The organism is Pelagimonas sp., from assembly GCF_050633425.1.
Taxonomy (GTDB): domain Bacteria; phylum Pseudomonadota; class Alphaproteobacteria; order Rhodobacterales; family Rhodobacteraceae; genus Pelagimonas.
On the sequence record NZ_JBOEGM010000020.1, the window covers coordinates 122674 to 144219 of the forward strand.

The 21546-nt window shown below is 57.0% G+C and carries 21 protein-coding genes; 1 reads left to right on the forward strand and 20 read right to left on the reverse strand.

From position 1 onward, the window contains the following. Position 1 precedes the first annotated feature (1 nt). From ACRBB0_RS16325 to ACRBB0_RS16370, 10 genes are all read right to left on the reverse strand, one after another. Positions 2 to 1030, reverse strand: coding sequence for an imelysin family protein (locus ACRBB0_RS16325; RefSeq protein WP_431375515.1), 1029 nt, complete (start codon positions 1028 to 1030; stop codon positions 2 to 4). Then, positions 1030 to 2550, reverse strand: coding sequence for a di-heme oxidoredictase family protein (locus tag ACRBB0_RS16330; protein ID WP_431375811.1), 1521 nt, complete (start codon positions 2548 to 2550; stop codon positions 1030 to 1032). Before ACRBB0_RS16330 ends, ACRBB0_RS16325 begins: the two co-directional genes overlap by 1 nt. 99 nt (positions 2551 to 2649) lie before the next feature. Then, positions 2650 to 3906 carry an imelysin family protein gene (locus tag ACRBB0_RS16335; RefSeq protein WP_431375516.1) on the reverse strand — a complete coding sequence of 419 codons (1257 nt, stop codon included), beginning with the start codon at positions 3904 to 3906 and terminating at the stop codon, positions 2650 to 2652. Positions 3907 to 4124: 218 nt separating this feature from the next. After that, positions 4125 to 5270, reverse strand: a complete 1146-nt coding sequence (locus tag ACRBB0_RS16340; RefSeq protein WP_431375517.1) for an iron-containing alcohol dehydrogenase — start codon at positions 5268 to 5270, stop codon at positions 4125 to 4127. Then, positions 5267 to 6649: an aldehyde dehydrogenase family protein gene (locus ACRBB0_RS16345; protein WP_431375518.1), complete on the reverse strand. Its 1383-nt coding sequence runs from the start codon at positions 6647 to 6649 to the stop codon at positions 5267 to 5269. The genes ACRBB0_RS16340 and ACRBB0_RS16345 overlap by 4 nt, the downstream gene beginning before the upstream one ends. A 93-nt stretch (positions 6650 to 6742) precedes the next feature. Then, entirely contained in the window at positions 6743 to 8104 is a 1362-nt protein-coding gene (locus tag ACRBB0_RS16350) for a glutamine synthetase family protein (RefSeq protein WP_431375519.1), read from the reverse strand. 76 nt (positions 8105 to 8180) lie between these two features. Continuing rightward, positions 8181 to 9215 carry a TRAP transporter substrate-binding protein gene (locus ACRBB0_RS16355; RefSeq protein ID WP_299924476.1) on the reverse strand — a complete coding sequence of 345 codons (1035 nt, stop codon included), beginning with the start codon at positions 9213 to 9215 and terminating at the stop codon, positions 8181 to 8183. 54 nt (positions 9216 to 9269) lie between these two features. Next, positions 9270 to 10595 carry a TRAP transporter large permease gene (locus ACRBB0_RS16360; RefSeq protein ID WP_431375520.1) on the reverse strand — a complete coding sequence of 442 codons (1326 nt, stop codon included), beginning with the start codon at positions 10593 to 10595 and terminating at the stop codon, positions 9270 to 9272. Next, positions 10585 to 11037 (reverse strand): TRAP transporter small permease subunit, encoded by a 453-nt coding sequence (locus tag ACRBB0_RS16365; protein ID WP_431375812.1) that lies wholly within the window; start codon positions 11035 to 11037, stop codon positions 10585 to 10587. Before ACRBB0_RS16365 ends, ACRBB0_RS16360 begins: the two co-directional genes overlap by 11 nt. Positions 11038 to 11099: 62 nt before the next feature. Next, positions 11100 to 11867, reverse strand: coding sequence for an N-formylglutamate amidohydrolase (locus tag ACRBB0_RS16370; RefSeq protein WP_431375521.1), 768 nt, complete (start codon positions 11865 to 11867; stop codon positions 11100 to 11102). 74 nt (positions 11868 to 11941) lie between these two features. Between ACRBB0_RS16370 and ACRBB0_RS16375 the strand changes: the two genes are divergently transcribed. After that, positions 11942 to 12823, forward strand: coding sequence for a MurR/RpiR family transcriptional regulator (locus ACRBB0_RS16375; RefSeq protein ID WP_431375522.1), 882 nt, complete (start codon positions 11942 to 11944; stop codon positions 12821 to 12823). A 99-nt stretch (positions 12824 to 12922) separates the two neighbouring features. On the opposite strand, the gene ACRBB0_RS16380 is transcribed toward ACRBB0_RS16375, so the two are convergent. From ACRBB0_RS16380 to ACRBB0_RS16425, 10 genes are all read right to left on the reverse strand, one after another. Beyond that, positions 12923 to 13159, reverse strand: coding sequence for an Lrp/AsnC ligand binding domain-containing protein (locus ACRBB0_RS16380; RefSeq protein WP_299924458.1), 237 nt, complete (start codon positions 13157 to 13159; stop codon positions 12923 to 12925). Between the two features lie 9 nt (positions 13160 to 13168). Continuing rightward, positions 13169 to 14365: a kynureninase gene (gene kynU / locus ACRBB0_RS16385; RefSeq protein ID WP_431375523.1), complete on the reverse strand. Its 1197-nt coding sequence runs from the start codon at positions 14363 to 14365 to the stop codon at positions 13169 to 13171. Then, positions 14362 to 14784, reverse strand: a complete 423-nt coding sequence (locus tag ACRBB0_RS16390) for a RidA family protein (protein ID WP_431375524.1) — start codon at positions 14782 to 14784, stop codon at positions 14362 to 14364. The genes kynU and ACRBB0_RS16390 overlap by 4 nt, the downstream gene beginning before the upstream one ends. Further along, a complete protein-coding gene (locus ACRBB0_RS16395) occupies positions 14781 to 15188 on the reverse strand; it encodes an acyl-CoA thioesterase (protein ID WP_431375525.1) in 408 nt (135 codons plus the stop codon). The genes ACRBB0_RS16390 and ACRBB0_RS16395 overlap by 4 nt, the downstream gene beginning before the upstream one ends. A 3-nt stretch (positions 15189 to 15191) precedes the next feature. Further along, a complete protein-coding gene (locus tag ACRBB0_RS16400; protein WP_431375526.1) occupies positions 15192 to 15881 on the reverse strand; it encodes an ABC transporter ATP-binding protein in 690 nt (229 codons plus the stop codon). Beyond that, positions 15878 to 16639: an ABC transporter ATP-binding protein gene (locus ACRBB0_RS16405; RefSeq protein ID WP_431375527.1), complete on the reverse strand. Its 762-nt coding sequence runs from the start codon at positions 16637 to 16639 to the stop codon at positions 15878 to 15880. Before ACRBB0_RS16405 ends, ACRBB0_RS16400 begins: the two co-directional genes overlap by 4 nt. Next, positions 16632 to 17615, reverse strand: a complete 984-nt coding sequence (locus tag ACRBB0_RS16410; RefSeq protein WP_431375813.1) for a branched-chain amino acid ABC transporter permease — start codon at positions 17613 to 17615, stop codon at positions 16632 to 16634. Before ACRBB0_RS16410 ends, ACRBB0_RS16405 begins: the two co-directional genes overlap by 8 nt. A gap of 8 nt (positions 17616 to 17623) precedes the next feature. Continuing rightward, on the reverse strand, positions 17624 to 18544 hold the full coding sequence (locus ACRBB0_RS16415; RefSeq protein ID WP_431375528.1) for a branched-chain amino acid ABC transporter permease: 921 nt from the start codon (positions 18542 to 18544) through the stop codon (positions 17624 to 17626). Positions 18545 to 18601: 57 nt separating this feature from the next. Continuing rightward, positions 18602 to 19744 (reverse strand): ABC transporter substrate-binding protein, encoded by a 1143-nt coding sequence (locus tag ACRBB0_RS16420; protein WP_431375529.1) that lies wholly within the window; start codon positions 19742 to 19744, stop codon positions 18602 to 18604. A 172-nt stretch (positions 19745 to 19916) separates the two neighbouring features. Continuing rightward, positions 19917 to 21539 (reverse strand): AMP-binding protein, encoded by a 1623-nt coding sequence (locus ACRBB0_RS16425; RefSeq protein WP_431375530.1) that lies wholly within the window; start codon positions 21537 to 21539, stop codon positions 19917 to 19919. Between the last annotated feature and the right edge of the window lie 7 nt (positions 21540 to 21546).

Consider the following 21546-nt stretch of genomic DNA (forward strand, 5'->3'; position numbering starts at 1 on the left):
CTTAGTCCCCATCCAGCGCGTTAAATCCTGTGCCAACACCCAAGGCGGGGCCAAGTTCGGCCAGCAAAAGATCGCGCACTTCGTTGATTTGAATCTGGATGATCTCAATATGCAATCGGCCCTGGATGCCACCCACCCCAGCAAAGCTTGTGTCTTCAAGATTATCAATCAAATCATCAACTTGGTCATAGGCCTTCACGATCCGTGCTTGCATCGCCGGGTTGACCTGCGCCAAAATCAAAACCAATTCCCTGGTGCCATCCACCGACATTTGCACTTGCCGCAAGGGGCGTCCCGAGCGGCGCAGCTCGGCCCGTTTGGGGCGTGGGCGATCAAAGGTTCCAAGCGGGCGACCAAGCCGCGTGTCGGCCGTGAATTGCAGACCGGTTATGGCCGCCTTAAACAGCTCCTGCACCGCTTCGGACGTGTGGTGAAACGCTTTTTCCGGTCCCGGCTCTGTCAGCTCGGTGGCATAGTTGCCCTGCCAATCCGCCGCAATCGCACCCGCGTTATAGGCAATGTCATCTGCGACCGCAGCAATCACCGCGCACCTCCGCGGGGCATCCCCAACAGCCTGTGTTGGCGCATCAAACAGCAAGAATTCCATCGCATAAAGCCCGCGCCCCGCGATTGACACCTCGCGAAAAGTCTCAGCCTCCAACCCGCCCTCAGAGCCAAGCAAACGCGCCAAAACCTTTGGTGTTTTTCCGCGCCCGTCTGGCCAAAACGCCAGGGCAAAGGCCCGATCATCCGCTTCCGTCGGGCCAAATCGTAGATGGCTCATCGCCGTCCAGTCATCCATCGCGTGATGAAACCCGGCTTCAAGCGTCGACTGGCCCGCGACGCAATCGCCCTGCGCGGCCTCCGACAACGCTTGGGCCGACATCGCAAAGGCCTGAACACGCGGCACAATATGATCGCTGACAGCCTGCGCAACCAGGGGGGCAATCACCTCCTCAGACGGGCCATCCGCCCAAACCGGTTGCACGCTCGTCACAGCGGCCAAAACCAACGATAAAATGCGTGTCATCACAGGCTCTCCAGAAATGCGATCAGGGCATCGCGGTCAACGCGCGGCATCTGAGCGACGTTATCACGGGCCGCTTGCCCTTCGCCACCATGCCACAGCACCGCCTCTAACAGGCTGCGCGCCCGCCCGTCATGCAGAAAATAGCTATGACCGCTGACTTGCTGGGTCAAACCGATCCCCCAAAGCGGTGGTGTGCGCCATTCGCGCCCATTTGCCACAGCTTCGGGCCGCTCATCCGCCAACCCCTCACCCATGTCATGCAGCAATAAATCGGAATAAGGCCAAATCAGCTGGAAGCTTTGTTCCGGCTGATCCACCAGGCGATGCGTTACAAATTTGGGCTGATGGCAGGCCGGGCACCCCGCCTGATAAAACATCTCTTTGCCGCGCAACACCTGCGCATCATCCACATTGCGCCGTGACGGAACCGCCAGATTGCGACTGTAAAACGTCACCAAATCCATCGCAGTTTGATCAACTTCAAACCCATCCCGCTCCGGGTCTTCTCCATCTGGAGCCGCCAGACATCCGACCTGCAACGCCGTGCAATCCCCACTCTCGGCTGGGAACAACGGTGTCGAAATCCCGATATCGCCTGAAAAGGCCGCCGCCGATTGTTCATGGACCGTCGGCATCCCGGCCTTTAACCCAAATCGCCCCAACATCGCGCGGGCAAACTCACGCGACCAAACCACATTTGGCCGCCCTGAAATCCCGTCGCCATCCGCATCCTCCGGGTCCGCCAGCGCCAAGATATCCGCCGCCGGGATCGCTTCGAGCAAGCCAAGGCCAATCATTTGCGGGGCAACACGCGGACTAAACATCGCCTCGCCCCCAAAGGGCCCATAACCGGGGTTTGCCGCCTCATAGCTGGGTGCGCGGAGCTCAACCCTCTCTCCATCGGCTAGAAAGGTCTCAATCTCTTGATAACTGACCTTCAACCGATACTCAGACGGCAGGCCTGCAATGGTGAAATCTTGCAATTGCCCGCCATAGGAAGGATGCGGCTGTGTGGCGTGAAACCCTTCAATATCAGGGACATCCCCGCCGGGCACCGAAATCCGCAAAAACATCGAAATCGCATTTTCGTCATTGGCTTCGGGTGGATGCCCGCGCCCATCCTTAATGTGACAGCGCTGGCATGAGCGCGCATTATAGAGCGGCCCAAGCCCATCAGATGCCCGTGTCGACGATGGCGATGACACCCAAATTTTCTTGAACAAACCATTGCCGACCCGAAAATTGAGCTGCTTGTCAAACTCCATGTTTTCAGAGGGTTGCGAAAACGCATCACGATTGCGCCGCACCCGGACCGTCGCTTTTCCAGCGCTCAGGGTTTCAAAGGCTTCCGGTTTTGAAAAATCCACCGCAAGGGCTGTGACATCAGCAATCCGCGCATGCTCTTCGACGGTGCGCGGGATCGTGTCCAAATGCACATCTTCAAGCGTCGAAATCCGCGTTTCAGCCTGCGCAACGGCGGCCGCGAAAACAAAAACACTTGCAAGCGGCAAGTGTATCATATCGGCCAAGTCGGCCCGATGAAACGTCATCATATCAGTACCTTCGCCCGAAAGTAGGAGCGTGGGTTGGTGCCGGAGAACCCCCGGCACCAAGAGAAGTTATTCGAACACTGCGCTCGGGTCATCCAAGCTGTCTGAACCTTCAAACGCAACGTTTTCGAGGCCCAATGCGGTCACTGCGCGCTCAATTGATTTGGTCTGATCAACCAGGCCATTCACGCCGCCCATGATCAAGGCTTCGCCCTTTTCATTGCCTGCCTCAAGCATTTGGTCATAGGCAAAACCGCCGTCCGCTGCCGCTTTCAATGCGCCAAGCGCGGCCATGGTTGTGGCCAGTTTTCCGGTCAGCTCGGCGTCCAAATCCGCGTCCGACGCGGCAACCAGCGACGACAAAGAGGCGCCTGAAATTTTGGTGCCGTCGACGCGGGTGTAGCTGCCCAAATAGACGTTTTGGATGCCCTGTCCGTCGTAGAAATGGCTGTTATGAGTGTTGTCAGAGAAGCAATCATGCTCTTCTTCAGGATCATTCAGCATCAGGCCAAGACGCATGCGCTCACCCGCTTGCTCGCCATAAGACAGCGACCCCATCCCGGTTAGAATGGTGACAATGCCCTTGTCCTCATCCGCCAGAACGCCGGCGCGCGCGGCACCACCTTCGGCCCACTGTGCCGTCATCCAATCCAGATCCGACACCAGCAAATCCGTCGCCGCCTGCAAATACTGACCACGGCGATCACAATTGCCCCCGGTACAGCCCTCACCAGCCGCAAAATCAGTCGCCGGACGTGCGCCAGCGCCCGCACCGTGACCGTTCAAATCCTGCCCCCAAAGGAGGAATTCAATCGCGTGATACCCAGTGGCGACGTTGGCTTCGACACCATCCGCCTCATGCAGGGTTTCCGCCAGCAACTCAGGTGTGATTGTCGTTGCATCGACCTCAGTGCCGCCAATGGTAAACGTGGGATTGGCCACGATATTCAGCACTGCCAGCTCGTTTTCATCGGTCGCGCCGCCATATGAGGCGTCGACATAATCGATCAATCCTTCGTCGAGCGGCCAAGCGTTCACTTTGCCTTCCCAGTCATCCACAATCGCGTTGCCAAAGCGGTAAACTTCGGTCTGCTGATAGGGCACGCGCGAGGCCAGCCAAGCGTCTTTAGCGGCCTGCAAATTGGCTTCTGTTGGATCGGCAATAAGCGCCGCAACGGCGGTTTGCAAAGCCTGTGCGGTGCTCAGGCTGTCACCGAATTTGGCCGCAGCGATGTCGGCGTAATTGGTCAAAACATCGGTTTTGGTGTTGGCAAATGCCGATGTTCCCAAAACGACCAAGGCTGTGGTCAGGAATGCGCGTTTCATGTGGTCATGTCTCCGTAGAGTATTAAAATTCGGTTACGATTTCGGGGCAAAACCAATGGGTTTGCACGCCCTGACTCGCGTCTCGCGCAACCTGAGTGATTTACTCAACAAAGTCAATCAGAGTATTTTACTCAACTTACAAAGGGTTAATAACCAACAATAAAAAGGCCGCGCACCCAGGATGCACGGCCTCTTGACCACTGCTGCAATCGCCTGTTTTACAAGCTCGCTTCAAAAAGCGCTCGCAAGTTGACAGCTGTCAACTTTACCGGGTTCCCACCACAGGATGGATCCTCCAATGCCATCGCAACCAGATCGTCCATCCGATCGCCGGTCACCCCCAATTCGGTCAGGGTGCGGGGGATGGCAAAGCTGTCATTGAACTCCTGCACAAAGGCGCGGAAACCATCATAGCCGCCCGCGATCCCAAGATAGCCCGCCGCCTGGTCAAACCGGTCGCGAATAAGCGCTTCGTTCAAGTCCAAAACCGCCGGCATGCAGACCGCATTTGTCGTGCCGTGATGGGTGTTGAAAACTGCGCCAATCGGGTGGCTCATTGCGTGAATGGCACCCAGCCCCTTTTGGAAACCCGTCGCCCCCATCGCCGCTGCGCTCATCATATTGGCGCGCGCCTCAATGTCTGTGCCGTCGGCATAGGCGCGTGGCAAATTGTCGATCACCAGCTTCATGCCTTCAAGGGCGATGCCTTGGCTCATCGGATGGTAATGCGGGCTGGAAAACGCCTCGACGCAATGGGCAAAGGCATCAAGCCCGGTGCCCGCCGTGATGAATTTGGGCATGCCAACCGTCAGTTCTGGGTCACAAATCACCACCGAAGGCAAAACCTTGGGGTGGAATATGATCTTTTTGACGTGGGTTTCTGAATTGGTGATGACGCTGGCGCGCCCGACCTCTGATCCGGTGCCCGCCGTCGTTGGCACGGCCACAATCGGGGCAATCGCATCCGCATCGGCGCGCGTCCACCAATCGCCAACATCTTCAAAATCCCAGATCGGGCGGGTTTGACCGGCCATGAAGGCAACCATTTTGCCAAGATCCAAACCCGAGCCACCGCCAAAGGCAATCACACCGTCATGCCCCCCGGCCTTATAGACCTCAACGCCTGCGTCCAGGTTCTTTTCATTCGGGTTGGGATCAACCTCGGAAAACACCCCGCGACCAAGGCCTGCGGCCTCCAGGATATCCAGCGCCTGCGCCGTGATCGGCAGATTGGCGAGGCCTTTGTCTGTCACCAAAAGCGGTTTCGTCATACCCGCCGCCGCACAGGCTTCGGGCAATTCCTTGATCCGGCCTGCGCCGAATTTGATGGCGGTCGGATAGGACCAGTTTCCAACAAGGCTCATGATGTCACCTTTTTCAGATGGTAAGATTTCGGACGTGTGAGGTTGTGAAAGCCAATCACCGATAGGCCCCCGCCCCGTCCTGTGTTTTTGCACCCCGTCCAGCACAGACCCGGATCAAGGTAATCGGCCCGGTTCATAAACACGGTCCCGGTTTCGAGCTGATCACCAATGTGCGCAGCCCGGTCCAAATCCTGTGTCCACAGGCTTGCGGTCAGGCCAAATTCGCTGTCATTCATCAGCGCGATCGCCTCGTCGTCCGACGACACTTTCATAATGCCAACCACGGGACCAAAGCTTTCGTCGCGCATCACACGCATGTCATGGGTGACATTGGTGAGGATTTGCGGCGTGAGATATGCCCCGCCATCATCCTGCGCAAAGCTCTCTATATGCGTGGTCGCGCCCGCGGCCACCGCTTCGGCAATTTGCAATCGCACTTCCGTGGCAAACCGTTCATGCGCCATCGGGCCAAGGGTTGTTTCAGGGTCCAGAGGATCGCCGAGTTTATAGCCCTTCACAATCGCCACGGCCTTTTCGACAAAGCTGTCAAACAGGCTCTCGTGCACATAGATGCGTTCGATCCCACAACAGCATTGCCCGGAATTGAACATCGCGCCGTCAATCAACGTGTCGACAGCGGCATCCAGATCGGCATCCTCCATGACATAGCCCGGATCTTTGCCACCAAGCTCGGTGCCGACACCGATAAACGTGCCCGCCGCCGCGCGTTCCATCGCCTGACCGCCGCCAACTGACCCGGTGAAATTCACAAAATCAAAGGCCTTTTCCGCGATCAACTTTGACGTCACATCATGATCCAGGAACAGGTTCACAAACACATCCGCAGGCACCCCGGCCGACGTGAAGGCCTCGACCATACGTTCGCCCACCAACAGGGTTTGCGTGGCATGTTTCAGCGCCACCACATTGCCCGCGATCAAAGCCGGGGCAACGGTGTTAATCGCTGTCATATAGGGATAATTCCAAGGCGCGACCACAAAGACCACCCCGTGCGGAACCCGCTTGATGTAACGCTTGAACGTCTCATCCTCACCAACGGAAATGTCCGCCAAAGACTCCGCCGCGATAGACGCCATATGGCCTGCGCGTTCTTCGAAGCCGCCAAATTCGCCACCATAGCGCACCGGGCGGCCCATCATATGGGCCAGCTCTGGTACGATTTCGTCATTCATCGACCCAACGGCTGCGACACCGGCCATGACAAGCTCAACCCGCTCTGCCAAAGGCCGCGCCGCCCAAGCCGCCTGCGCCGCCCGCAACCCTGCGACCTCGGCCCTTGCGGCCTCCAATGACAACACGTCACGTTCGGCAAAAACCGATCCGTCAATCGGCGAAATGCACTTCAATGTCTGGCCCATCGCCAAACCTCCATCCTGCTCAACCAGACCCCTGGTTTCTTCTTTCCAAAAATATCCCGGAGAGCGAGAGGCTGGCCTCTCGCTCTCCAACCGTTAAACGCGCTCAAACCCGCGGGCAATTTCCCAATCGGTCACAACGCGATCAAATTCTTCAATCTCGACTTCGGCGGCACGGGCGTAATGTGTGACCACATCTTCGCCAAAAGCGGCGCTGAGCATGTCGGAACTCAGCAAGGCTTCGCGCGCCTGCCGCAGGTTCACCGGGATCATGCCGGTGTCACCAGAATAGGCGTCGCCGATGGTCGGCGGATCAAGCTCAAGCCCCTCTTCAATCCCGGCAATCCCAGCCGCCAACAGCGCCGCCATCGCAAGATACGGATTGATATCCGACCCACCAATCCGGCATTCCATCCGCACCGCTTTGGTGCCATCCCCACACAAACGGAAGCCCGCCGTGCGATTGTCGACCGACCAAATGATCCGCGTCGGAGCGAACGTTCCCTTCATGAAGCGTTTATAGCTGTTGATATAAGGGGCCAGGAAGTATGTGTAATCGCTTGCATATTTCAACATGCCCGCCACATAGTTCTTCATCAAAACGCTCATCCCCAATTTGTCACTGGGGTCATAAAACGCATTCTGCCCGTCTTTCCAAAGCGACTGATGCACATGAGACGACGAGCCAACCTTGTCATGGCTCCACTTGGGCAGGAAGCTGGCGGCGTGCCCCTGTTGCCAGGCGATCTCTTTGATCGCGTGTTTGGCAATGGTGTGATATTCTGCCGTGTCCATCGCAGCGGCGTATTTGATATTCAGCTCTTCCTGACCGGCCTCGGCTTCCCCCTTGGAATTCTCAATCGGGATGCCAGCGTTCCACAGATGGTTGCGCACCGGGCGCATCACATGCTCTTCCTTGGTGGTCTGAAAGATGTGGTAATCTTCGTTATATCCTGAAATCGGTTCAAGGTCGCGGAAACCGGATTTGCGGATTTCATCAAGGCTTTTCTCGAAAAGGAAGAACTCCAATTCGGTCGCCATCATCGGCGTCAGGCCCATATGCTCAAGCCGCTGAACCTGCTTTTTCAGGATCGCACGCGGCGAATGGGTGACTTCTTCGTGGGTGTGGTGATCAAGGATGTCACACAAGACCATGACGGTCCCCTCAAGCCAGGGAACCGGGCGCAGCGTGGCAAGGTCAGGCTTCATGACATAATCGCCATAGCCGCTTTCCCAGCTGGTCGAAGCAAAGCCTTCGGGCGTGGCCATCTCAAGATCGGTGGCCAGCAGGTAATTGCAGCAATGGGTTTCAGCGTAAGCCCCGGCAACAAAATGCCCGGCATGAAACCGCTTGCCCATCAGGCGGCCCTGCATGTCCACCAAACACACAAGGACGGTGTCGACCGACCCGTCCGCAACCTGGCTCTTGAGAGCCTCAAAGCTCAAAACCTGACTCATATCCGTGATCCCAATCCTGAAGGTGCTGCGCCTTGAAATCGCTCCAAGAAATCGCCCCAAGGCGCAGCAAAGTTATTTAGCCGTAGCGGTAAGGGCGTCCAGCCTTTTGCATGTCGGCGTTGTACTTTTTGATGATTTCAACAACCTTGGCCTTGGTGGGGCTTTCGGCGGCGATTTCATCCCAGAACTCCATGGCCGCGCTTTCGACAGTGGCCCATTCTTCGTCTGGAATCGTGGTCAGTTCCATCTTGGTGCCATCGACACGCAAGGAGGCTTCGCCGCCCCAATACCACCACTGACGGTAGTAATGCGACTGATCACAGCAGACGCGGAACAGGGTCTGAAGGTCTTCTGGCAGCTCATTCCAGCGGTCTTGGTTGGCAAAGAACGACCCGGCCCATGCGCCCGAAATGTTGTTGGTGAGGAAGTAGTTTGTCACATCGGCCCAACCAACGGTGTAGTCTTCGGTGATGCCCGACCAGGCGATGCCGTCAAGTTCGCCGGTTTGGACCGCGACTTCGATGTCTTCCCACGGCAGGGTCACAGGAACCACGCCGAATTGGGTCAGGAAACGACCCGCAGTTGGGAAGGTGAAGATGCGCTTGCCCTTCAGATCAGCGAGCGAGTTGATCGGATCTTTGGTGGCGAAATGGCACGGATCCCAGGCACCGGCGCTGATGTGTTTGACGCCGACTTTGGAATATTCTTCGTCCCAGATTTCGTTCAGGCCATATTGGTTGAACAGCACTGGCACATCGAGAGAGTAGCGCGAGGCAAAGGGGAAGTAGCCGCCAAACACGGTGACATCGGTGGGCGAGGCCATCGAGTCATCATCGGACTGCACCGCATCAATGGTGCCGCGCTGCATGGCGCGGAACAGCTCGCCCGTGGGCACCAGCTGATCGGCAAAGAACAGCTCGATCTGCATGCGGTCGCCCGCAATTTTGTTAAACATATCAATGGCAGGCTTGACCACATGCTCGGCCAATGCGGGCCCCGCATAGGTTTGCATGCGCCATTTGATCGTGCTTTGTGCCAAGGCCGGTGTCGCCAGCGGAGCCGCCGCGAGACCCGCGCCAGCGGTGGTGATAAACTTACGTCTTGTGGTCATGTTAAGTCCTCCAAGTGGGTTTATAGGGTCACCCGTTAACCGGGTCTTTTGTTGTTAATTTCCATACACATAGTTCGGGAGCCACAGGGCAATCTGTGGAAAGAAGATCACCAGACTAAGGGCCAGCACCATCACCAGGACAAAGGGAAGGATCGAGCCATAAATGTCTTTGAGCGTGATTTCCGGCGGGGCCATGGCGCGCATCAAAAACAGGTTATAGCCAAAGGGCGGCGTCATATAGGCAATTTGTGTGGTGATCGTGTAGAGCACGCCGTACCAGATCAGATCAAAGCCAAGCGCCTTGACCAGTGGCACATAAAGCGGCGCAACGATGACCAGCATGGCGGTGTCGTCCAGAAACGTACCCATGATGATGAAGCTGAGTTGCATCAGGATCAGCACCACCCATGGATCAAGATCGAGCTGATCGGTGAAGAGATCCTTGATCGCATTGACCGCACCAAGCCCGTCAAACACCGCCCCAAAGGCCAGCGCAGCAAGAATGATCCACATGAACATGCAAGAAATGCCGAGGGTCATGCGCACTGAGTTTTCAAAGACTTGGCGGGTCATTCGGCCTTTTAGGACAGCCGCGACAAAGGCGGTGATGGCCCCAATCGCCGAGCTTTCAACAAGGGAGGTCCAGCCGTTCACAAAGGGCACCATCATCGTAGCAAAGATCACGACGGGCAGCAGGCCCGCGCGCAACAGTGCCAGCTTTTCGGCGCGCGGCATGGCCCGTTCTTCTGCGCTCAGCGCCGGGCCAAGCGATGGGTTAAAGTGGCACCGCACCACGATATACAGGATGAACAAGGCCGCCATCATCAGGCCCGGAACAACCCCGGCCAGCCATAGCTGCCCCACCGGTTGGCGCGCAATCATCGCATATAGGACCAAAACGACCGATGGCGGCACAAGGATGCCAAGCGACGATCCGGCCTGGATCACGCCTGTCACCATCTTCTTATCGTAGTTGCGCTTGAGCAATTCCGGCAACGCAATGGTCGCCCCAATTGCCATCCCCGCCACCGACAAGCCGTTCATCGCCGAAATCAACACCATCAGGCCAATCGTGCCAATGGCAAGGCCGCCGCGCAGCCCCCCCATCCAGACGTGAAACATCTTGTACAAGTCGTCGGCAATCTTGGATTCCGACAGGACGTAGCCCATAAAAATGAACATCGGCAGCGTCAAAAGCGGATACCATTTCATCAGCTTCATCGCGCTGGAAAAGGCGATGTCATAGCCGCCCCGATCGCCCCAAAGCACAAGGGCCGCGATCACGGCAACAAAGCCAATCGCACCAAAAACACGCTGCCCGGTCAGCAGCATCGCCATCATCGTGGCGAACATAAAGATGGCGATCATCTCATATGACATGCGGAATTTCCTCTCCGCGCAGACGCAGAATATCTTTGGCAAGTTCGGACAGGGCCTGCAAAAGCATCAGAGTAATGCCGGTGCACATGATCACTTTGATCGGCCATAAATAGGGGCGCCACGCGGTTGGGCTCCGCTCGCCTCCGTATTGGAATGCGTACATGGTACTGTCGATGCCGCCCCAGAGCAGAACGACCAGATAGAAGATCAGGAACATCACTGTAACGATATCTACAGCGGCCTTGCGGCGGGGTGACCACGCGCCATACAGAAGGTCCATTCGGACGTTTGAGCCCATCTGGATCGAATAGGGCCCGCCCAGAATATAGTACGCGACCATGGCAAATTGCGCCATTTCCAGCGTCCAGAGCGAAGGATTAAAGAAAGTTTTTGAGATCGAGGACCACAGCAAAATCGCCATCATCACGAAGATCCCATACATCGTGACCCGCCCGATGCGGTAATTGATGGCGTCGACGACGCGGATAAACTTGTGCAGCACGCTCACTCCAGCACCTCTTTTTTGGCCGCAATCAGCGTGGCGGCAAGGTGATCGCCAACAGCCTGAGCCTTGTGGGCGGTGTTGATCAAATCATTGCGCACTTCGATCATCACATTCAAAAGGCCGTGCGCCTCGCCGTGTTTTTGCAAACTATAGGTCACACCATCTGTCGCAGAATAGGGTTCATCCAAAGCCGCTTTCATACGGCCGCGCTTGTGTTCCTGTGACAAGCAGGCCTTGGCCATGCGGTCATCCGAATGGCTTAGATACCCGATCTCTGTCACCCGCGGAAACCCGTTGTAAACCGGCGTAAAGCTATGAATTGTCGCCAAAATCACATTCGGACGCGCCGCTTTTATCACCTGAGAAACGGTCTCGTGAAACGGATTGTGGATTTGCTCAAACCGGTCGCGCCGGCAATCGTCGCTTATCTCGGCATTGCCGGGCACGTTATAGATTTCGCTGCGGGTCGGAATACAATCATGGGCCTCAAGCGGGCGATTGCAGTCGTAGACAAGGCGCGAAATCTGTCCGGCAATCAAAGGCGAATTGAGCCGTGCGCTCAGACGTTTGGCCAAATCAAGCGCGCCGATATCCCAAGCCGCATGCGAACGCTTGGCCTCGGGTGACAGGCCAAGCCCATCCGCATAGGGCGGAATAAAATCAGAGGCATGTTCGCAAACCAACACGAAATCACCCTGCCCCGGCGTGCCAAACACGGCAGCAGCGGGCCAACCCCAAGTATCTATATGTTGTTCAGCGAGCGTCATCGTGTAATGATCACTACAGCACCCCCCTCTGTGTCAAGGGCATTTCTGTAACATTCTCTACAAACAGAGAGACAATGAATAAGAAACCATCAAATCCAGCGCCGCAACGCCTCGTGCTTGACCGAATTCGCGACAAACAATCGGAGCTGACCGCCGCCGAACGCCGGCTGACCGCTGTGCTGATGGACGATTCTTTGGTCGCCGGATTGCAATCCATCACCAAACTGGCCGAAAGCGCCGATGTATCGACGCCGACCGTGATCCGATTGGCGCGCAAACTGGGCTATGACGGGTTTCCGGTGTTTCAAGCCGCGATCCGCGAAGAAATCGCCGCCCGGATGAAAGAGCCATTGGCCAAGCTTGATGAACCTTCGACCACCGACAACAAGGATCACATCGTCAGCCGGTTTGCCATGGCGGTGTCGCAAAATATCAATGCCACGATTGACCGGCTGGATCCGGCCGAGTTTGACACAGTGGCCCGGCTAATGGCCGATCCGGCCCGTGCGCTTTATGTGTTGGGCGGGCGGATCACCCGATCAAATGCGCACTATTTTTTCAACCATCTGCAAATTATTCGACCGGCTGTGCAATTGCTCGACAGCTCTCCCTCGGTCTGGCCGCAATCGCTTTTGGATATGAATGAAAACGCGACGCTGATCGTGTTCGACATCCGGCGCTATGAAAAAGAGCTGCTGAGATTGGCGAGTTTAGTGGTGGGGCAAGGCGCGAATATTGTGCTGTTCACCGATCAATGGGGATCGCCGATTGAGAAATACGCGGCCCACACATTCCGCACGTTGGTTGAAGTGCCCTCAAGCTGGGACAGCACGCTGGCGATCAACTTTTTGATCGAAGCGCTGGTGGCGGAAATCCAATCACTACATTCGAGTTCTGATCGGATTGCAGCGCTGGAAGAGATGATCGGCGAGAGCCGGATTTTCCGCAGCAATTGACGCCGATTTAGGCGAGATGGTGGCCGGGTGCCCCCCCGCCCGCTCGGATCGAGAGGTTAAGGGGGGCGACCAATGGTTTAGGCCGGGGTTTGGGCCGGATTAAAAGGCCTTGAAGGTCAGCGTGGTGAAGGTGCGCTCAATGCCGTCAATATCCATCAATTTGGCGTTGATGTATTTGCCAACATCCTCATCTTCGGGAACATAAAGCTTCATCAAAAGCTCATATTGGCCGCTGGTGGAATAGAGTTCGGAGTGAAATTCACGCAGGGCGATTTCATCGGCGACCTTGTAAGTGGTGCCCGGGCGGCATTGGATTTGAACAAAGAGGCAGGTCATCGGCTGTCCTTAGGTTACGCGCGAAACGGTCTGATATTTGGCGTCGCGCCAGAGTTCGTTGTTGATCACATCTTCGATGATTTCGGCGGCGGCGACCACGTCTTTTTCATCCAAGTAAAGCGGGGTAAAGCCAAAACGCATGATATTTGGCGCGCGAAAATCGCCGATGACACCGCGATCGATCAAGGCTTGCATGGCCGCGTAGCCGTGCTCAAAGCCGAACGACACCTGAGAGCCACGGCTTTGCGGATCCCGTGGGCTGGCAAGGGAAAGCTGCGGACAGCGTCTCTCGACCTCGGCGATGAAGGTTTCAGAGAGGGTGATAGAGGCGGCGCGCAGATCGGCCATCTGGACACCGTCCCAAGCCTTAAGCGCTTGTTCTAAAACAGCCAATTGCAAGATTGGCGGGGTGCCAACACGCATGCGTTCGGTGGACATGGCCGGGCGATAGGCGAGTTCCATGGCGAATGGTGCGTCATGTCCGAGCCAACCAGAGAGCGCCGGTTTGATGGAGTCAACGATGTCGGGCCGCACATAGATAAAGGCCGGGGCACCGGGGCCTCCATTGAGGTATTTGTAGCTGCAACCGACGGCAAACTCGGCGTTGGACGCGGTGAGATCAACCGGAACCGCCCCTGCAGAATGGGCCAAATCCCAGATCATCACAGCGCCCATCGCGTGGGCCTTTTCGGTGATGGCTTTTATGTCATGCATGCGGCCAGAGCGATAATCGACCTGGGTGATCATCACCACTGCGACCTCTTCGGTGATGGCACCGGCGACGTCTTCGGGGGCCGGGGTGCGCAGCTCGTACCCTTTGTCGATGGTATCAATCAGCCCCTGCGCCATATACAGATCGCTGGGAAAGTTGCCGTTGTCCGACAGGATAACCCGGCGATCAGGACGCATTTTCAACGCCGCCGCAAGGGCTTGGTAGACTTTGATCGACAAGGTGTCGCCGGTCGCAACGGAACCGGCGGGCGCGCCAAGCAAGCCCGCAATCGTATCACCAACCACCTGCGGCAGCGCCATCCAACCGGCGGTGTTCCACGCCTTGATCAACTGGCCGCCCCATTCGTTTTCGATCACCTGCGTGGCACGGGCGGCGGCCCCTTTGGGCAAAACTCCGAGCGAATTCCCATCAAGGTAAATCACCCCCTCGGGGATATCGAAAAGCTCTTTGCGGGGCAGTGTCACACCGGTCATTGTTGCGCTCCAGTTGTGGTCGGGGGCGTGATATGGGCTGTGGCTTCGATCTCAAGCAGGGCCTCGTCTTCGATGAGATCCGCGACCACCAACATCGACATGGCCGGAAAATTGCGGCCCAGAACTTTGCGGTAGGTCTGACCGACTTCGGCCTGATGGGCGAGATAGGTTTTCTTGGATTTGACGAACCACGTCAGGCGGGTGATGTCGGCTGCGGTGCCGCCTGCGGTCTCAACCACCGCCAGAATATTACGAAGGGTTTGTTCCATTTGCCCAATGAAATCATGTGCTTCGAACTTTTGCTCTGCGGTCCAACCGATCTGGCCGCCGACATATAAGACCCCATCAGATGAGAGCACGCCATTGGCATACCCCTTGGCCGGGGCCCATCCTGCAGGGTGAATGATCTGATTGCTCATGTGCTCTCTCCGGTGAAGGCGTCGAGTTTGGATTTCAGCGCTGCGGTCCATGGCTGTGACCGGCCCTGCGCATCGGTGTAAACAAGGGTCGATTGTGCGGTGAAGCGCGGTGAGCCCGCGCAAGTTGCTTCGATCGACAAGGTGAAACTTTTGGTGCCAGAGCGCTGCCCCTTTAGGGTCAAGACAAGAGCGTCGCCGTGGCGGCTTGGGGCGTGAAACCGGGTCTGGATTTCCGCGGTCGGAACGCCTGCTGTCTGCAAAAGCACTTCAAACGGGCAGTCCAGAACTTGGTCGAAAAACGCCTCAACACAATCGTTGATCATCTCAAAATAACGCGGGTAAAAAACGATCCCGGCCGGGTCGCAATGTTTGAACAGCACTTTTTGAGGATAGTTGAACGCCATAACCTAAACCCCCAAAAACCGGTTGGTAACATCGTCATTGAGATCGGTCATAGCACCGGTCCAGACATCTTCTCCGCGTTGCAAAATCGTAGCGCGATCAGCAACTTGACCGAGTTCGCGCAGGGATTTATCGACCACCAGAATTGACATACCCGTGTCGCGTTTCAACTTGGCAATGGCCGTCCAGATTTCCTGTCTGACAAGCGGGGCGAGGCCTTCGGTGGCTTCATCCAATATCAGCAGGCGCGGGTTTGTCATCAGCGCGCGGCCAATCGCCAGCATTTGTTGTTCCCCCCCGGACAGCGACACGGCTGCCTGATCCCGGCGCTCGCGCAGTCGTGGAAAGAGTTCGGCCACGCGGGCTTCATCCCAATGGCCTGCACGCGCGGCGGCCAAGAGGTTTTCGGCCACGGTTAAGCTGGCAAAACAACGCCGCCCTTCTGGCACCAGACCAACCCCCAGCCGCGCCACTTTGTGGGCGGCAAGCCCCGCCAGGTTTTGCCCCGACAACGTGACCTTGCCAGACGACACCGGAAGCAGTTTGCAGATCGTTTTGACGGTGGTGGATTTGCCCATGCCATTGCGGCCCATCAGGGCCAGGACTTCGCCCTCTTGCAAGGTGAGCGAGACACCAAAAAGGGCCTGCGTTGCGCCATAGGACGCGGTGATATTATCGACCGTGAGAAGGCTCATTCTTCGTCCCCCAAATAGGCGGCGCGGACATCGCTGTTGCGGCGAATTTCCTCGACTGTGCCAGTGGCGATCACCGCGCCATAGACCAAAACCGAAATACGATCGGCCAAGGCAAAAACCGCGTCCATGTCATGTTCCACAAGCAAAATCGGGGCTTGGGCCCGCAAACCATCAAGGAAACCGGTTAGGCGTTTTGAGCCTTCCGTCCCGAGGCCAGCCATTGGCTCATCCATGACAAAAGCCTTTGGTTTCAGTGTCAAAGCAACGGCGACTTCGAGTTGTCGGCGTTGACCATGCGACAGTTCTGCGGTGCGTTTGTTGGCATAATCTTGCAGCCCAACTCGGGCAATTGCCTCTTGTGCTGTGGCGCGCAACCCTGCGTCTTTTAACGCGGATCGCCAAAACCGGAACGGCGAGCCCCCTGCCCCAAGCGCCCCCAACACGGCGTTTTGCAGGACGGTGTCTTCCATCGCCAAAGCAGAAATCTGGAAGGTTCGGCCAAGGCCGAGACGCGCCCGCGCGGCGGTGTTGAGATCAGTGACATTTTTCCCTTCAAGCAAGACCTGCCCTGCATCGGGGCGTAGCCCGCCGGCGATCTGTTTGATCAGGGTCGATTTTCCGGCTCCATTGGGGCCAATCAACGCGTGGATTTCACCGGGGCGGAGGTCAAGCGAGACATCCTTGCTGGCCTGCAACGCACCAAAGGATTTGGAGATATTGCGGACCTCAAGAACGGGGGTGGGTGTGGCATTAGTCATGGCCTGCCTCCTTGCCGACCAACGTGCCGATGACACCACCGCGCGCGAACAGCACAATCAGAAGCAGTAACACGCCGAGATAGATGTGCCAGTACTCCGACAGCCCGCCAAGAACATGTTCGAGCACGATAAAAAGCACCGCGCCAACGACCGGCCCAAAGAGCCGCGCCACACCGCCCAGAATGATAAACACCATGATCTCTCCGCTGGTTTGCCAGCTGAACATGGTCGGGCTGACAAATCGGTTGAGATCAGCAAAAAGCGCCCCGGCCAACCCAGTGATCATGCCGGAAATGGTGAAGGCAACGAGGCGGAGTTTGTAGGGCGAAATACCAACGGTTTCAACGCGCTCAGCGGTTTGGCGTGCCGCATTGAGCGCAAGCCCAAAGGGAGATTTGGCAAGGCGAGCGCTAAAGATCAAAACCAGCGTCAGGATTGCGAAACACAGTCCGTAGAACTGGATCGGATCTAGTGTGTTGAGGCCCGGAAAACTGTTGCGCACATAGATCGACAGCCCGTCTTCGCCGCCATAGGCAGGCCAGCTTATCGAGAAAAAGAACAGCATTTGCCCAAAGGCCAGCGTGATCATGATGAAATACACCCCGGTTGTGCGCAGGCTCAGCGCGCCGATGGCCAGCGCCGCGAGGCCCGAGCTGAGGATCGACAGCAGCCAGATAACCGGCATGGATTTGGTGCCTTCGATCAGAAACGGGGCTTCGAAGATCGGGCTATAACTTTGGGCGTGGCTGGCGAGAATGCCCATGGCATAGCCGCCGATGCCAAAAAACGCGGCATGTCCAAGGCTCACCAAGCCGCCGAGACCCAGCGCAATGTTCAGACCGACACCGGCCAATGCCAGGATAACCGCTTTGGTTGCAAGGGTGATCATAAACGGCTCATCCGAGAGCCAAGCCCAAAGGGGAAAGAGAAGAAGCGCCGCCATCATGGCAAAGTTGAACAACGTTTCACGAGACATGTGGCGGGTCATGAGCGTGCTCCGAACAGGCCGGTCGGGCGCACGATCAAAACGCAGGCCATCAGGATGTAGATCAGCATGGACGAGAGGGAGGAGCCGACGGATGTCGCGGCTGACGCCTCCATGATGTGTTTGAACAATGCAGGCAGCAAAACGCCCCCCAGCGTGTCGGTCAGCCCTACCAGAATGGCCGCGACCAGCGCACCCTTGATTGAGCCGATACCCCCGATCACGATCACCACAAAGGCAAGGATCAAGACGGGTTCGCCCATGCCAACCTGAACAGATTGGATCGCCCCAACAAGCGCGCCTGCAAGGCCGGCCAGACCTGCGCCAATGGCAAACACAATTGTATAGAGTTTGGAAATATCGACGCCCAGAGCCGCGATCATTTCACGGTCGTTTTCACCGGCGCGGATTTGGATACCAAGGCGGGTTCGGTTGATCAGCACATACAACCCAAGCGCAATGAACAAGCCAACGGCGATTAACATCAGCCGATAGAGCGGATATTCAATGCCGCCTGGCAAAGAAACCGGCCCTGCAAGATAGGGCGGGATGTTGAGAAAGAGAGGGAAGGACCCAAAGAGCCAACGGGTGCCTTCGGAAAAGATCAGGATCAGGGCAAAGGTCGCCAAGACCTGATCCAGGTGGTCGCGGTTATAAAGCCGTCGAATGACGATGACTTCAACCAAGGCCCCCACCGCCGCCGCCGCACTGAGCGCGGCGATCAAGGCAAGCAGGAAAGACCCAGTCGCGCCCGCCACCGCGGCGGCCGCAAACGCCCCGATCATAAACAGCGATCCATGGGCGAGATTGATCAGGCCCATGACGCCGAAAACCAGCGTCAGGCCAGCAGCCATGACAAAAAGCATGACCCCAAGTTGCAGGCCATTCAGGACCTGTTCCGCAAGTAAGATCAAAGACATGAGGGGATTTTCCGTGAATGGTGATCCGGGCACCCATGCGCCCGGATCAATGTCAGTTCAGAGTTTGCATTCAGCGGCATAAACGTCGCTGTGTTCGGTCAGGGCGGTGCCGATGATCTTGTTGGTGTAAACGTCACCTTCCTTGATCACTTCCCGCACATAGATGTCTTGGACCGGGTGGTTGTTTGAGCCGAATTTGAACGCTCCACGGGTGCTGTCAAAATCCGCAGCTTGCAGCGCTGTACGGAAGGCATCGGCGTCGTTGACATCCGCCACATCCATCGCGCTCATCAACAGGTTGGCCGTGTCAAATCCTTGCGACGCATAGAGCGATGGCAGGCGGCCATATTCGGCCTGAAAGGTTTCGACAAACATCGCATTGGTGTCGTTTTCGATGTCTTTGTTCCACTGCGACGTGTTCACAACACCGACCGCCGCGTCACCGACCGCTTGCAAAATGCCCTGGTCAAAGCTGAAGGCGGGGCCAACGACGGGAATGTCGAGACCGCTATCGGCATATTGCTTGAGGAAGGAAATCCCCATGCCGCCGGGCAGGAAGAAGTAAACGCTATCGGCACCCGAGGCCCGGATTTGGGCAATCTCAGACGCGTAATCGGTCTGGCCGAGTTTGGTGAACAATTCGCCCGCCAATTCGCCGTCATACATGCGTTTGTAGCCCGTCAACGCATCCTGACCCGCCGGGTAATTCGGCGCGAGGATGAAGGAGTTTTTGTAGCCTGCGGTGTTGGCATAGGCCCCACCCGCTTCGTGCAAATTATCGTTCTGCCATGCGACGTTAAAGTAGTTCTGATTACAGCCCTTACCGGCCAAAACCGAGGGGCCAGCGTTGGGCGACAGATAGAATTTCCCCTGCGCCACAGCGCCTGGCACCACGGCCATGGCAAGGTTGGACCAGATGATGCCGGTCAAGACGTCGACCTTTTCAGATTGGATCATCTTGTCGGCCAGCTGCACGGCGATGTCGGGCTTGCGCTGATCGTCTTCGATGACAACTTCGATGTCCTTGCGATCCGCTTGGGACACGGCCAGCATAAAGCCGTCGCGCACGTCGATGCCAAGGCCAGCGCCGCCGCCAGACAGGGTGGTGATCATGCCAACCTTGAGGCTGTGTCCATCGGCCAAAGCGGCCATGGGCACCGCCGCCATACAGGACGCGAGTGCGAGTGATTTCAATTTCATGTGTCTTCCTCCGTGTTGATCCACGTCTGCCCTCTTGGTGGGGTGTGTTGTGGTTTTCGTCAGGTTCGGTTCAAATCTTACGATGATTGCCAAGTGCGCATTCATCTATGCGCAGGCGTGAGCGTCAACATAAAAATCGTTTTTCGTCTTGGGCTTCTGGGGCATTTGCGCCTCATGCGGCACCTCCTGGCTTCAATTGAAACCGTTGGATTTTGCCGGTTTGGGTTTTGGGAAGCGCATCGCAATACACAATAGAGCGCGGGTATTTAAACGGTGCGATCGTGGCTTTGACATGGGTTTGCAGATCTTTGGTCAGCGTGTCGCTTGGATGCCCAGCCTCCAACACAACATGCGCTTCTACGATCATGCCCCGCGCCACATCCGGGGCACCAATGACGGCGCATTCTTTGATTGACGGATGTGACAGCAGGGCCGCTTCGACCTCAGGACCGGCAATATTATAGCCCGAGGAAACGATCATATCATCATTGCGGGCGGCAAAATGCAGATAGCCATCGGCGTCCATTGAAAACGCATCACCAGTGATGTTCCAGCCGTCTTGCACATAGGCCTGTTGGCGGTCGTCATCCAGGTATCGACAGCCCGTTGGCCCGCGCACGGCCAATCGACCGACCTCTCCGGCAGGCAGGGTGCCCCCATCTGGGCCGATTATTTTGACCTCATATCCGGTGACAGGTTTGCCGGTACAGGCCGGGCGATGATCGTCAAATCGGTTCGAAATGAAGATATGCAACATCTCGGTCGCGCCGATCCCGTCCAGCATCGGTTTGCCGGTTTTGGCCTTCCACTCATCATAGACGGGAGCCGGGAGCGTTTCGCCCGCAGACACCGCTGCGCGCAGGGAGGAGAGATCGGCCCCTTGCTCCATCGCCGAGAGCATGGCGCGATAGGCCGTCGGGGCGGTAAAGCACACCGTGGCTTTGTATTTTTGAATGATTTCAATCATCTGGGGCGGGGATGCATTTTCCAAAAGCGTCGCCGCAGCACCAAAGCGCAACGGGAAAATCGCCAAACCGCCAAGCCCAAAGGTAAAGGCCAGCGGGGGCGATCCGACAAACACATCGTCGGGCGTGACACCCAAAACCTCGCGCGCATATCCGTCGGCTATGATCAACAGATCGCGGTGGAAATGCATCGTGGCCTTGGGCGAACCCGTGGTGCCAGACGTGAAGCCGAGCAGAGCAACATCATCGCGCCCGGTCGGCACAGCGTCAAACTGCACCGGTTTTTCCAAGGCCAAACGATCAAGATCGGCATCATGGTTGGAGGTGCCGTCAAACCCGGTGAGCGAGGTCAGGAAATCAGAGGTCTTGGCGCAGGTTTCCAGCTCGTCCAGCAGGCGGGTGTCACACAAAGCGTGGCTGATTTTGGCCTTGTCGACAATGGCCGTCAGCTCCCCTGCGCGCAGCATCGGCATGGAGTTAACGACAACCGCCCCGGCCTTTGTTGCCGCCAGCCAACAGGCCACCATCGCCGGGTTGTTCGCAGATCGGATCAGCACCCGATTGCCCGGTTTGATGCCCAGATCGTCAACCATCACATGGGCCAAACGATTGGTCCAATCGCTGAGCTCTTTGTAGGTGCGCCGGCGCCCGTTGCCGATCAGCGCCGTATGGTCACCAAATCCACGCTGGACCATTTTGTCGGTCAGTTCTTGGGCGACATTGATCTGGTCGGGATAGTCAAACCCGCCCAAAAGAAAATCTGGCTGATGCTCGGGCGACGGCAAGTTATCCCGGCAAAACGTATCGATATGCGCGCTATGTCCTAACATGAGATCC